Annotated in this window: 13 protein-coding genes; 6 read left to right on the top strand and 7 right to left on the bottom strand. The window is 66.3% G+C overall.

The window, feature by feature from the left end; genetic code table 11:
• Positions 1-47 precede the first annotated feature (47 nt).
• Entirely contained in the window at positions 48-1,547 is a 1,500-nt protein-coding gene (gene betC, locus OMP44_RS17735; protein ID WP_280310336.1) for a choline-sulfatase, read from the top strand.
• Positions 1,548-1,568: 21 nt separating this feature from the next.
• Positions 1,569-2,486 carry a choline ABC transporter substrate-binding protein gene (locus OMP44_RS17730; protein WP_187980775.1) on the top strand — a complete coding sequence of 306 codons (918 nt, stop codon included), beginning with the start codon at positions 1,569-1,571 and terminating at the stop codon, positions 2,484-2,486.
• 18 nt (positions 2,487-2,504) lie between these two features.
• On the opposite strand, the gene norR is transcribed toward OMP44_RS17730, so the two are convergent.
• Positions 2,505-4,043: a nitric oxide reductase transcriptional regulator NorR gene (gene norR, locus OMP44_RS17725; RefSeq protein ID WP_273860962.1), complete on the bottom strand. Its 1,539-nt coding sequence runs from the start codon at positions 4,041-4,043 to the stop codon at positions 2,505-2,507.
• A gap of 131 nt (positions 4,044-4,174) precedes the next feature.
• Here norR and hmpA point away from each other — a divergent pair, with 131 nt between their 5' ends.
• Positions 4,175-5,344: an NO-inducible flavohemoprotein gene (gene hmpA, locus OMP44_RS17720; RefSeq protein ID WP_280310064.1), complete on the top strand. Its 1,170-nt coding sequence runs from the start codon at positions 4,175-4,177 to the stop codon at positions 5,342-5,344.
• Between the two features lie 87 nt (positions 5,345-5,431).
• Here the strand turns inward: hmpA and OMP44_RS17715 are convergent, their stop codons facing one another.
• Positions 5,432-5,659, bottom strand: coding sequence for a DUF1161 domain-containing protein (locus OMP44_RS17715; protein ID WP_273860960.1), 228 nt, complete (start codon positions 5,657-5,659; stop codon positions 5,432-5,434).
• Positions 5,660-5,702: 43 nt separating this feature from the next.
• Positions 5,703-5,918 (bottom strand): dodecin, encoded by a 216-nt coding sequence (locus OMP44_RS17710; protein WP_017641514.1) that lies wholly within the window; start codon positions 5,916-5,918, stop codon positions 5,703-5,705.
• A gap of 218 nt (positions 5,919-6,136) precedes the next feature.
• Here OMP44_RS17710 and OMP44_RS17705 point away from each other — a divergent pair, with 218 nt between their 5' ends.
• Positions 6,137-6,460: an ElaB/YgaM/YqjD family protein gene (locus OMP44_RS17705; RefSeq protein WP_187980780.1), complete on the top strand. Its 324-nt coding sequence runs from the start codon at positions 6,137-6,139 to the stop codon at positions 6,458-6,460.
• Between the two features lie 39 nt (positions 6,461-6,499).
• Here the strand turns inward: OMP44_RS17705 and OMP44_RS17700 are convergent, their stop codons facing one another.
• Positions 6,500-7,396: a LysR family transcriptional regulator gene (locus OMP44_RS17700; RefSeq protein WP_280310059.1), complete on the bottom strand. Its 897-nt coding sequence runs from the start codon at positions 7,394-7,396 to the stop codon at positions 6,500-6,502.
• 92 nt (positions 7,397-7,488) lie between these two features.
• Between OMP44_RS17700 and trpB the strand changes: the two genes are divergently transcribed.
• Positions 7,489-8,697, top strand: coding sequence for a tryptophan synthase subunit beta (gene trpB, locus OMP44_RS17695; protein ID WP_133860257.1), 1,209 nt, complete (start codon positions 7,489-7,491; stop codon positions 8,695-8,697).
• A complete protein-coding gene (trpA, locus tag OMP44_RS17690) occupies positions 8,694-9,500 on the top strand; it encodes a tryptophan synthase subunit alpha (protein ID WP_133860258.1) in 807 nt (268 codons plus the stop codon). Before trpB ends, trpA begins: the two co-directional genes overlap by 4 nt.
• Positions 9,501-10,232: 732 nt before the next feature.
• On the opposite strand, the gene OMP44_RS17685 is transcribed toward trpA, so the two are convergent.
• From OMP44_RS17685 to OMP44_RS17675, 3 genes are all read right to left on the bottom strand, one after another.
• Positions 10,233-10,643, bottom strand: coding sequence for a DUF2141 domain-containing protein (locus tag OMP44_RS17685; protein WP_280310056.1), 411 nt, complete (start codon positions 10,641-10,643; stop codon positions 10,233-10,235).
• Positions 10,644-10,653: 10 nt separating this feature from the next.
• Positions 10,654-11,286, bottom strand: coding sequence for an HAD hydrolase-like protein (locus OMP44_RS17680; RefSeq protein WP_280310054.1), 633 nt, complete (start codon positions 11,284-11,286; stop codon positions 10,654-10,656).
• A 97-nt stretch (positions 11,287-11,383) separates the two neighbouring features.
• Positions 11,384-13,009: a methyl-accepting chemotaxis protein gene (locus tag OMP44_RS17675; RefSeq protein WP_187980783.1), complete on the bottom strand. Its 1,626-nt coding sequence runs from the start codon at positions 13,007-13,009 to the stop codon at positions 11,384-11,386.
• Between the last annotated feature and the right edge of the window lie 142 nt (positions 13,010-13,151).

The raw sequence follows: 13,151 nt of genomic DNA, 5'->3' as shown, positions 1-13,151 counted from the left end.
ACCCATAAGCAACCTTGATCCTAGCGGAGGCGCTCTTGTCCAAGCCGATGAACATCCTCTTTCTCATGGCCGACCAGATGGCGGCGCCCATCCTGCCGCTGTACGACCCCGCCTCGCCGATCAAGCTGCCGAATCTGCAACGCCTGGCCGAGCGCGCCGTGGTCTTCGATTCCGCCTATTGCAACAGCCCGCTGTGCGCACCCTCGCGCTTCACCCTGGTGAGCGGCCAGCTGCCCTCGAAGATAGGCGGCTACGACAACGCCGCTGATTTCGCCGCCGACATCCCTACCTATGCTCACCACCTGCGGCGCCTGGGCTATCGCACGGCGCTGTCGGGCAAGATGCACTTCTGCGGACCGGACCAGTTGCACGGCTACGAAGAGCGGCTGACCAGCGACATCTATCCCGCCGACTACGGCTGGGCGGTGAACTGGGACGCGGCGGACGTGCGCCCGAGCTGGTACCACAACATGTCCTCGGTGCTGCAGGCCGGACCCTGCGTGCGCACCAACCAGCTGGATTTCGATGAAGAGGTGGTCTTCAAGGCGCGTCAGTACCTCTACGATCACGTGCGTCGCGGCGATGACCAGCCGTTCTGCCTGACCGTGTCCCTGACCCACCCGCACGATCCCTACACCATTCCCCGCGAATTCTGGGACCTGTACAACGAGGTCGACATCCCGCTGCCGGAAGGCGCCATTCCCCAGGCCGAGCAGGACCCCCACAGCCAGCGCCTGCTCAAGGTGATCGATCTGTGGGACAAACCGCTGCCCGAGGCCAAGATCCGCGACGCCCGCCAGGCCTACTACGGTGCCTGCAGCTATGTCGACGCCCAGGTCGGCCATCTGCTCAAGACCCTGGAAGAGTGCGGTCTGGCCGACGATACCGTGATCGTCTTTTCCGGCGACCATGGCGACATGCTCGGCGAGCGCGGACTCTGGTACAAGATGCACTGGTTCGAGATGGCCGCGCGGGTACCGCTGCTGATCCATGCGCCCGGCCGTTTCGCCCCGGCGCGGGTGCAGGCCTCGGTATCGACCATGGACCTGCTGCCGACCTTCGTCGAGCTGGCCGGCGGCCAGCTGCCGGATGAGCTGCCGCTGGATGGTCGCTCGCTGCTGCCGCACCTGGAAGGCCGGGCAGGGCACGATGAGGTCATCGGCGAATACCTGGCCGAGGGCACCGTCAGCCCGCTGCTGATGATCCGCCGCGGCGCCTACAAGTACATCCATTGCGAACTGGATCCGCCGCTGCTGTTTGATCTGCACAACGATCCGCTGGAGCGCGAAAACCTGGCCGCCAGCCCCGACTATGCCGAGCTGCTCGCCAGCTTCCAGGCCGAGGTCCGCCAGCGCTGGGACCTGCCGCGCCTGCATGGCGAGGTGCTGGCCAGCCAGCGGCGGCGGCGCTTCGTCGCGGCGGCCCTGGAGCAGGGCGAGCGGACCAGCTGGGATCACCAGCCCTTCGTCGATGCCAGCCAGCAATACATGCGCAATCACATCGACCTCGACGACCTGGAGCGTCGCGCCCGCTACCCTCAACCCTGAACCGCTAACTGGAGCACGGCCATGAAACACGGAATCATCGCTACCTTCACGCTGGCCCTGGTCAGCCTGTCGGCCCAGGCCGAGGACCAGGCCTGCGCAACGGTTCGCCTGGCCGATCCGGGCTGGAGCGACATCGCCGCCACCAACGCCCTCACCGGCGCGATCCTGAGTGCGCTGGGCTATACCGGCAAGGTCGAGACCCTGGCGGTGCCGATCATCTACGGCGGCATGCGCAACGGGCAGGTGGATGCCTTCCTCGGCAACTGGATGCCGGCGCAGCAGGCGCACTATGACCAGTTCGTGAAGACCGGGCAGGTCACCGAGCTGGCGCAGAATCTGGTCGGGACCGAATTCACCCTGGCGGTGCCCACCTATGTCTGGGAAGGCGGGGTGAAGAGCTTCGACGACCTGGCCAAGCACGCCGACCAGTTCGGCAAGAAGATCTACGGCATCGGCGCCGGCGCGCCGGCCAACCAGTCGCTGCAGAAGATCATCCAGGACAACGAATTCGGCCTGGGCGGCTGGCAACTGGTGGAGTCCAGCGAGCAGGCCATGCTGTCCCAGGTCGGGCGGGCGGTGAAGCGCGACAAGTGGGTGGTCTTCCTTGGCTGGACGCCGCATCCCATGAACGTCGACTACCCGATCAAGTACCTGACCGGGGGCGACAAGTATTTCGGTACCGCCGGCACGGTGAACACCCTGACGCGCAAGGGCTACGCCGAACAGTGCCCCAATCCGGCCCGGCTGCTGACCAACATGAAGTTCACCCTGGACATGGAAAACGCCGTCATGAGCGCCGCGCGGGACAAGGGCGGCAGCTACGACACCGCCGCCAGGGCCTGGCTCAAGGCCCATCCCCAGGTGCTGGAGCCCTGGTTGCAGGGGGTCACCACCCGCGACGGCCAGCCCGGCCTGCCGGCGGTACAGAAAGCGCTCTGACCGCTAATTCTCCAAGCGCTACTTGAGCCCGAGTCGCCGCGCCAGGCGGGCGAGGTTGGCGCGGTCCAGCCCCAGGGCGGCGGCGGCCAGGGTCCAGTTCTGCCCATGCTGTTCCAGGGCCAGGGTAATGGTCTGCCGCTGGAAGGCCTCCGTGGCTTCGCGCAGGGAGGCGGCGGGCAGGGCGGGATCCTCGTCGGGCAGGGCCGTGCTGCCCAGTGGCAGGCCGAGCTGATCGCTGTCCAGGGTCAGGATGCCGCCGCGTTCCTCGCTGCCGGCATGGGCCTTGAGCGCCGCCCGGCTGATGAGGTGAGAGAGTTCGCGCACGTTGCCCGGCCAGTCGTAGGCCAGCAGGGTCCGTTGCGCCGCGGGGGTCAGCCGGAGGCCGCGCAGGCCCAGGCGGGCGCGATTCTGCTCCAGGTAGAAACCGGCCAGGAGCAGGACGTCGCGGCCACGCTCGCGCATGGCCGGCACGGCCAGCGGATAGACGCTCAGGCGATGGTAGAGATCGGCACGAAAGCGCCCGGCACGCACGCAGTCGGCCAGGTCGCGATTGGTGGCGGCGATGATGCGCACGTCCACCTTGAGATCGCGATCCGAGCCCAGCCGCTGCAACTGGCCGCTCTGCAGCACCCGCAGCAGCTTGGCCTGCACCGTCAGTGGCAATTCGCCGACTTCGTCGAGAAACAGGGTGCCGCCATCGGCCAGTTCGAAGCGCCCGCGGCGTTCGCTGATGGCCCCGGAAAAGGCACCGCGCACATGGCCGAAGAGTTCGCTTTCCACCAGCGCCTCGGGCAGGGCCGCACAGTTGAGGCTGATCAGCGGCCGCTGCTGGCGCAGCGAGCGCGCGTGCACGGCTTCGGCCACCAGCTCCTTGCCGACCCCGGTCTCGCCGGTGATGAGCACGGTCAGATCGCTGGCCGCCACGGTCTCGATCTCCTGGCGCAGGCGCAGGCTGGCCGGACTCTGGCCGATGAGTTCGCGAGGCCGCTGGTGCCCCACCGATTGCTGATAGGCCACGGTCAGCTCGTGCTCGCTGACGATGCGCGCGGAGAGCTGGCCGATGCGCTCGGCGGCGGCCACGGTGGCGGCGGCCAGCCCGGCAAAGGCCGCCAGGGTGGTGAGATCCCCGGGCTGGGCGTTCTGCGCCTGCAGCGAATCCAGGGTCAGCAGGCCCCAGAGCTGGTCCTGCACATAGAGTGGACAGCCCAGGCAGTCGTGGACCTCCAGATGCCCCTGCACGCCTTCCACCAGCCCATCGTAGGGATCGGGCAGGTCGCAATCGAGGGCGAAGCGGGTGGGCGCGCGACTCGCCAGCAGCAGCGCCAGGCGCGGGTGCTCGCCGACCTTGAAGCGGCGGCCCAGGGTATCGGCCGCGAGCCCGCGCACCGCCAGGGGCACCAGCACCTCGCCATCCAGGCGCAGCAGGGCCACCGCATCAAAGGGCAGGACCTGGCGCAGGGCGTCGAGCAGGTTGGCATAGCGCTGCTGATCGGGCAGGTCGCGGGCCAGATCCGCCACCAGTGGCACCATGGCTTCGAGCAGGGTGGTACGGGTCAATTTGACCTCGGCGAGTCATAGGGACCTGGTCATTATGACCAGGTCCCCGGATAAAAGACTGATCTAGCGCAGTTTTTTGGTTGGCACGACTCGTGATACGACCAGGGCAGTCCTGTTTGGAGATCCCTGCCATGCTGTCATCCGACCAAAAAGCCATCATCACGGCTACCGTCCCGCTGCTGGAAACCGGCGGTGAAGCCCTGACCCGGCATTTCTACGCCAAATTGCTGGGCGACAACCCCGAGATCCGCCCGCTGTTCAACGGCGCCCACCAGGCCAGTGGCGCCCAGGCGCGGGCGCTGGCCCGGGCGGTACTCATGTATGCCCGCTACATCGACCGGCTGGACACCCTGGGACCGCTGGTGGAGCAGATCGTCAACAAGCACGTCTCGCTGCAGGTGCAGCCGGATCACTATCCCCTGGTGGGCATCGCCCTACTGCAGAGCATCCGCGAAGTTCTGGGGGCCGAGGTGGCCACCGATGCCGTGATCGACGCCTGGGCCGCCGCCTATGGCCAACTGGCCAATCTGCTGATCGGCGCCGAGGAACACCGCTATGCAGCCCAGGCCGAGGCGCCCGGTGGCTGGCGTGGCGGGCGGCCGTTCCGCATCGCCCGGATCGAGCCGGAAAGCGAAGAGATCAGCTCCTTCTACCTGGAGCCGGTGGACGGCCTGCCCACCAGCATCGCCCAGCCCGGCCAGTACCTGGGGCTGAGTGTGATCCTCGATGGGGTGGAATACCGGCGCAACTATTCGATCTCGGCGACCAGCGATGGCCGTGGCTACCGGATCAGCGTCAAGCATCAGCCGGGTGGGGTGGTCTCGCGCTTCCTGCACATCGATGCCCATGAAGGCAGCGTACTGCAGGTCTTCGCACCGGCCGGTGAATTCGTCCTGCAGGATTCCACCCGGCCGCTGCTGCTGATCGCCGGCGGGGTCGGCATCACGCCGTTGCTGCCCATGGTGTCGGCGGCGCTGCCCAGCGGGCGACCGATCCAGCTGATCCACTGCACCCGCCACGTCGGGGTGCAGGCCTTCGGCCACTGGCTGGAAGAGCAGGCCGCCCACCATCCGCAATTGGAGCTGTACTTCTGCTACAGCGAGCCGGTGGCGGAAGAGGCCTACGCTTCGCGGCTGGACCGGGCGCGCCTGCAGCGCTGGTTGCCCAAGGGTCGCGACCTGGACGCCTACGTCCTCGGCCCGCAGCCCTTCATGGCCCAGGTGCGGCGTGATCTGCTGGAGCTGGGGGTGCCGGAGCAGCAGATCCGTCACGAGTTCTTTGGTCCCGCCACAGATCTCTGAAAGCAGAAACGCCCACGGTCTGGCGATCGTGGGCGTTTCTTCGAGAGCCAGGGTGCCGTCTCTGAGCGGCGCCCTGCCGTCAGCGACCTAGCGACGCTGGTAGACGATTTCCTTGCTTCCACCTTCGCAGCTGCCCACCACCTTGGCGGAGGCGCTGGCGCTGCCCTTGTCCACCACCTCGAGACTGTAGTGCGCTACCTGCTTGGCCTGCAGCTTGGCATCGATATCGGCCTTGACCGTGTCGCACGAGGTGCCAGCGGCGAAAGCACCGCTGCTCAGGGCCAACAAACCGAGGGTAATCACGACTCTACGCATCTTGCCTGTCCTTTTGCGAGGGAGGGAGGTCTTGAGTATCTACTCAGCTGGCTTCGATACGGAAGCCGATCTTCAGGGTGACCTGATAGTGCGCCACCTTTGCGTCCTGGATGTGACCGCGGATTTCACCCACTTCGAACCATTCCAGGTTCTTCACCGACTTGGACGTCTCGGCGAGGGCATTATTAATGGCGTCCTCGACACTGGTGGTGGAAGAGCCAACGATTTCCAGCTTCTTGTAGGTGTGATGATCGGACATGAAAATCTCCTGAGTCAGCAATGACGGGCGCTGCAGCGGATAGCCGGCAACGCGTTGACCGGTGTCGCGGTCGACTCGCCGGGAAGGGTGCTTCTGACATTTGAGGCCGCGAAAGGCCCCGATAAGTTCACTGCCCAGGCTCTCGCCCACCGCTTTGCAGCACTTTCCAACGCCTCGGTAGTCACATTTCCTGAATCCGTCCATCCCAGGAGGTTGTCATGGCCCGTAACACCGATTACCAGGCGTCCATCGCCAGCATCGAGAACGAAATCAACAGCCTGCTCGACTCGCTGGCATCGCTGAAGAAGAACGCTGCACGCGAATCCCGCAGCAGCCTGAATTCCTTCAAGAGCACCGCTCGTGACGCTCTGCATCATTCGGGCGATTCGCTGGAAGAAGTCTATGACGACGTGCGTCGTCTGACCCGCCAGTACGGTCGCGCCGCCAGTGGCGTGGCTCGCGAACATCCCTGGGCCACCGTCGGCATTGCCGCTGGCGTGACCGTCCTGGTCGGCTGGGCACTGCTGCGCGGCGACAACTGATCGTGGCAGCCCAAGGCATCCCAAGGGATGCCTTGGGCGCTAGCGCTCGGCCAGCTCGGTTCTGAGCCAGGCCGCCAACCGCTCCACCCGCTCATCCGCCAGCCGACCCGGCGCCCATAGCGCCAACTCCGCACCGGTCGCGGCGAAGCCCCAGGGCGCAACCAGCCTGCCCGCCTTCAGATCCGCCGCCACCAGTGGCTCCGGCGCGATCGCCACGCCCAATCCCGACAGCGCCGCCTCCAGCAGGTAATAGAGGTGCTCGAAGCCCTGCCCGTAATCAAGCACCGGCGCCTCCAGGCCCTGGGTGGCAAACCACTGTGGCCAGGCCTGGGGCCGTGACAGCGTGTGCAGCAGACGTTCGGCCAGCAAGGCCTGCAGGTCGCCTTCCCTGAGCCGCAGATAGGCCGGGCAGTAGGGACTCAGCACCGGCCCGATGCGCTCGGGCGCGAGGTGATAGGGCAGGACGTCCGGAGGGGGTGCGGTCTCGGTGAACAGCAGGCTGGCGTCCAGCCCGGCGGCGGCCAGCGGGGTGTCGTCGGTACGGGTCGAGAGGTGCAGGTGTAGCTCCGGCAGGTCGCGATTGAGGCGATCCAGCCGCGGAATGAACCAGCGCGCCACCAGGCTGCCCGGGCAGCCCAGCACGAACGGCCCCCGGCGACTGCCGGCCTTGAGTTCGGCGCTCACCTCACGCAAGCGCTCGAAGACCTCGCCACTCACCTCGCGCAGGCGCAGCCCCGCCTCGGTCAGCGCCAGCCCCCGGCCTTCGCGGCGAAACAGCGCCACTCCCAGCTGTTCCTCCAGGGCACGGATCTGGCGACTCACGGCGCCATGGGTCACGTGCAGTTCGTCGCCGGCGCGGCTCATGCCACCCAGACGGGCGGTGGCCTCGAAGGCGCGCAGGGCATTCAGCGGGGGCAGGTCGCGGGGATCGCTCATCTGTGAGATTTCCTGACGGGTCATCGCGATCTTATCGATTTATCAGCGGCACTCAAGTAGGTAAGGTAGATCCATCTTTGCAGGAGAATCCCATGACCCAGTTTGCTTATCGCCAGGGCCCCGACGCTCAAGGCATGTTCGGCCAGTTCGGTGGTCGCTATGTCGCCGAAACCCTGATGCCGCTGATCCTCGATCTGCAGCGCGAATACGAGACCGCCATGGAGGATCCGGCGTTTCTCGAGCAGCTGGCCTACTTCCAGCGCGACTACGTCGGTCGGCCCAACCCGCTGTACTTCGCCGAGCGCCTGACCGAGCACTTCGGCGGCGCCAAGATCTATCTCAAGCGCGAAGAGCTGAACCACACCGGCGCGCACAAGATCAACAACTGCATTGGCCAGATCCTGCTGGCCAAGCGCATGGGCAAGACCCGCATCATCGCCGAGACCGGTGCCGGCATGCACGGCGTGGCCACCGCTACCGTCGCCGCGCGCTTCGGCCTGCCCTGCGTCATCTACATGGGCAGCACCGACATCGATCGCCAGCAGGCCAACGTCTTCCGCATGAAGCTGCTGGGCGCCGAGGTGATTCCAGTCACGTCCGGTACCGGCACCCTCAAGGACGCCATGAACGAGGCCCTGCGCGACTGGGTGACCAACGTCGCCGACACCTTCTACCTGATCGGCACCGTGGCCGGTCCGCACCCCTATCCGGCCATGGTCCGCGATTTCCAGGCAGTGATCGGTCGCGAGACCCGCGCGCAGATCCTGGAGAAGGAAGGACGCCTGCCCGACAGCCTGATCGCCTGCGTCGGCGGTGGCTCCAATGCCATGGGCCTGTTCCACGAATTTCTCGATGACCAGGACGTCGCCATCATCGGCGTCGAGGCCGGCGGCCACGGCGTCGACACCGACAAGCATGCTTCCAGCCTCAACGGCGGGGTACCCGGGGTGCTGCACGGTAACCGTACCTTCCTGCTGCAGGACGACGATGGTCAGATCATCGACGCCCACTCCATTTCCGCCGGCCTGGACTATCCCGGCATCGGCCCGGAGCACGCCCACCTGCATGACGTGAAGCGCGTGGAATACGTACCGATCAACGACGACGAGGCGCTCAAGGCCTTCCACCAGACCTGCCGTCTGGAAGGCATCATCCCGGCGCTGGAAACGGCTCACGCCCTGGCCGAGGCCTACAAGCGCGCGCCACACCTGCCCAAGGACCACCTGATGGTGATCTGCCTCTCGGGCCGCGGCGACAAGGACATGCAGACCGTGATGAGTCACCTGGGAGACAAGCTATGAGCCGCCTGGAAACCCGCTTCGCCGCGCTGAAGGCCGAGGGCCGCGCGGCCCTAGTCACCTACACCACCGCCGGCGATCCGGACTACGACACCGCCTTGGCCATCCTCAAGGGGCTGCCGGCGGCCGGTGCCGACGTCATCGAGCTGGGCATGCCCTTCACCGATCCCATGGCTGACGGCCCGGCCATCCAGGCCGCTGCCCTGCGGGCCCTGCAGGCGGGCCAGAATCTGGCCAAGACCCTGGAGATGGTGCGCGACTTCCGCCGCGGGGAAGGCGAGACGCCGCTGGTGCTGATGGGCTACTACAATCCCATCCATCGTTATGGCGTGGAGCGCTTCCTGGCGGAAGCCGCCGAAGCGGGCGTGGATGGTCTGATCGTGGTCGACCTGCCGCCCGAGCACGACGCCGAGCTGGCGCTGCCGGCCCAGGCCGCCGGCATCGACTTCATCCGCCTGACCACTCCGACCACTGATGACGCCCGCCTGCCGCGCGTACTCAACACCAGCTCAGGCTTCGTCTACTACGTGTCCGTCGCTGGCGTGACCGGTGCCGGCTCGGCCACCACCGAGCACGTCGAGGCCGCCGTGGCGCGCCTGCGCCGTTTCACCGACCTGCCCCTGGCCGTCGGCTTCGGCATCCGTACCCCCGAGCAGGCGCGGGTGATCGCCCGCATCGCCGATGGTGTGGTGGTGGGCTCGGCGTTCGTCGACCAGATCGCCAAGGCTGCGTCCTCGGGCGCTGCCATCGACGGCGTGCTTGGCCTCTGCAAGCAGCTGTCGGACAGCGTACGCACCGCGCGCTAGGCCTTCGCCAGCTCTCCAAAAGACCGCTTCAGGCGGTCTTTTTTTATGCCTGGACAACCTGCAAGCTGTGCATAACCCTGTGGGCAGTCTGTTCGCTTTCAACGAAGAGCCGCGTGCCAGAAGGGCTGGACGGGTACTCGGCCTGTTGATCGAATCCGTTACGGCTTGATCCGCCGAGTCAGGCTGCGAACACCGGATCGCTTTGCCGTCATTGCCTGGCAGGTAAAGGCTGTGGATAAGCCTTGGGCAAGTTGTCAGCAACCGATCAGGCGATTGCTCGGGAAAAATTGCTCAATAAATAGCCAATTCGATTCAGGTCACTCGAACGACCGAAAGCGGACCCGGCCTCCGGGTTTTCCCACATCTGCTGTGTGCGTGCCTGTGGAAAAGATGTGGGACCTGACCTGTACGCCATGCCTGGCAAGGCCTGCAGAGGATCGTACAAAAAATGATCAATCCACTTTCGGCTGTTTTCCACAACCCACAATAGAGCTGCATAGGGCTGTGGATAGGTTGTTCGTCTAGTGCCAGAGGCAAGAGCTGGCGCGGCTTACAGAGAATCGATCAAATAATGACCAGTTTTTCGGGACATTCCCAAGTCAAGGGATTTCTGCTGCCATCCCAAGGAGTTATCCACGTCTGTTCAGCGCCGGACTCAGCAATCGTCGCTAAAAGCCTTGTGGATAACTCTGTTGATTTTCTGTTTGGAAGCCTGTGCATGACCGATATGGCCTAGCGCAGCGTCACCTGCTGGCGCAGGCCTGCGGCGTGCAGGGTGAAGGCGCATTCCTCGAAGGTGGCCATGCGCATGCGCAGCGGCGGATTGTTGCTGTAGCCGTATTGTTCGGTGGGCATGCCGATGAAATTGGTGTCCAGCTGACTATTGCTGTTGCTGTCGTGGATGACCGATACGGCATAACGCCCGGGCGGCAGCTCGAAGCGCTGCTCCTGGGCACCCGCCTGCGCGGCGAGATGGGCCTGGGCCACCGGTGTCTTGTGCTCCTTCCAGGCCGCTTCGCTGTCGAACACCGCCAGCAGCAGCTGGCCCCCCGAGGCGTCGACCGTCTCGACCCGCACCTGCAGTTCGGCGGCGTGCAAGAGACCGCTCAGACAGAGACCAGCGACCAGCAACAGAGACTTCATGGGCATTCCTTCAGCAGGGAGAGGGCGTCAGCCGCAGCAGCTCGGCCGGCTGTTCGAAGAAGAGATCGGGGCGCTGCGCGCGCAGTGTCGCCGGGCAGCCATAGCCCCAGGCCACGGCCGCGCAGCCCAGACCGGCGCGGCGCGCGGCCTGGAGGTCGCGTAGCTCGTCGCCCACATAGAGCGCATCGGCCGGCGCGACACCCTGGCGGCGCAGCAGGCGGGTCAGGCGTCGGGCCTTGCCCAGCAGGGGGATGTCGAATTCGCCAGCGGGGAACAGACGTCCGGCCTGGGGCAGTACCTGGTGGACGGCCGCGGCGGAATTGGAGGTCGCCAGGCCCAGCTGCAGGCCGCTGGCCTGCAAGCGGTCGAGGGTGGCGGGAATCTCGGCGAAGGGCAGGACCTGGTCGCCCCGCTGGACCAGCAGCCGGCGATAGTGCCGGGCGATGCGTGGCACCTGCCAGAGAGGGATCCCCAGGCTGTCGAGCAGACCGGTCAGGGAGGCGGCGCGCAGCCGGGGCCACTCGTCGGCGGTTGGCTGGCGAAAGCCATGGGTTCGCGCCAGCTCGCCCAGGCAGCTCAGCAGAAAGGGCAGGCTGTCCGCCAGGGTGCCGTCGAAGTCGAAGATGACGTAGCGATAGCTCATGCGAGAGAGGCGCGGTGGGCGAAGGCGCCAGCGTAGCGGTCGCCTCCCGGTTTTGCCACCGCGACGGGGTCCGGCAGGGGTGTCCCTGCTGGACAGGTCACACGCGGAAGCGGCGGATCTGGCCGTTGAGCTCCACTGCCAGCTCGGAGAGCTGCTGGCTGGCGGCGCGGGTCTGTTCGGCACCGGCGGCGGTCTGCACCGACAGATCGCGAATGCGCACCAGGTTGCGATCCACCTCGCGGGCCACCTGGGCCTGCTCTTCGGCGGCGCTGGCGATCACCAGGTTGCGCTCGTCGATGCCCGACACCGACTGGGCGATGGCGGCCAGGGCGGCGTTGGCCGACTGCGCCTGCTCGCGGGTCTGGCGCGCCTGGTCAGCGCTGGTCAGCAAGGCATCGACGGTCTGCCCGGTACCCTGCTGGATGCTGCCGATCATGCCTTCGATCTCGCGGGTGGATTCGCCGGTGCGATGGGCCAGGGCGCGGACCTCGTCGGCGACCACGGCGAAGCCGCGACCGGCATCACCGGCACGCGCCGCTTCGATGGCGGCATTGAGCGCCAGCAGGTTGGTCTGTTCGGCGACCGAGCGGATCACGTCCAGCACCTGGCTGATGTTGCGGGTCTGCTCGGCCAGCTGGCGGGCCTGCTCGCTAGCACCCAGCACGTTCTCGGTCAGCACCTCGATGGCGCCCAGGGTATCGCCCAGCTGCCGCTGGCCCTGGCGCGCGGTATCGGCGGCCTGGCGCGATTCGGACGAGGTGGAGGTGGCGTTGCCGGCCACTTCATCCACCGCCTGACTCATCTCGGTGACGGCGGTGGCCGCCATCTCGATCTCGCTGTTCTGCTGTTGCAGGCCGTGGGCGCTCTCCTGCATGACCGCGGTCATTTCCTCGGCGGCGGAGGCCAGCTGGGTAGCGGAATGGCCCAGGTGCCCCAGGGTGTCGCGCAGATTGGTCTGCATCTGCTGCATGGCCTGCAGCAGCTGGGCGGCTTCGTCGTGACCGCGGGTGTCCAGGGTCTGGGTCAGGTCGCCGCTGGCGATGGTCCGGGCGGCGGCCACGGCCTCGGCGATGGGTCGGGTCATGCTCAGGGTCAGGCGCCAGGCCAGCAGCACGGTCAGACCCAGGGCCAGGGCGATGACCATCCAGGTAATGGAGGTGGCCTGGGCATAGGTGTCGCCGGAGTGCTGGGAGGCCGCCTTGATGTCTTCCTGGTTGATCTTGCGCAGGGCTTCGGTGCGCTCGTTCATCTGCACGCCGAGCTGGGCCATGCTGGTCTGGATCAGGCTGCGGGCCTCGTCGAGCTTGCCGGCGCCGATGAGGTCGGCCAGTTGCGCGGTGTAGCGGACATAGTCGCCATGGATCTGGCGCAGGGCATCGAAGGCCTGGCGCTCGCGATCGCTGCTGACGAGTTTTTCATAGCGACTGAAACCCGCGCCGATGTCGGCATTGATGCTGTCGATCTTCTTGCGCGTGTTGGCGACGGTGGCGGCGTCCGGAATGGCCAGCAGGCGCAGCACCTCGACCCGGGTGCGGGCCAGTTGCAGGGCAAGGTTGTCGGCTTCGACGATGCTAGGCACGTTGTTGGTCTCGATCACCTGACCCTGGGCCCGGATCTGCGACAGTTGCAGCAGGCCGAACAGGCCCAGACTGGCGACGAGGATGGCCAGCAGGCCGAAACACAACACACTGCGAATGGCGAGGGAGAAGGAACGAAAGGTCACGGCGGCAGCCCCAGTGAAGAATGAGGCTCCCTTTAACGGCTAGGGCCGCCGTGACTTGATGGTCATTCGTCTTAAATCTGATCTTCGCGCAGAGGGGGGCGACGGGCGAGCAGGGCTGGCCAGTCGCCATCCTCGATCACGG

It is taken from the genome of Pseudomonas flavocrustae, assembly GCF_029872515.1.
GTDB lineage: Bacteria > Pseudomonadota > Gammaproteobacteria > Pseudomonadales > Pseudomonadaceae > Chryseomonas > Chryseomonas aestiva.
This window is presented reverse-complemented; position numbering and strand designations above follow the sequence as displayed.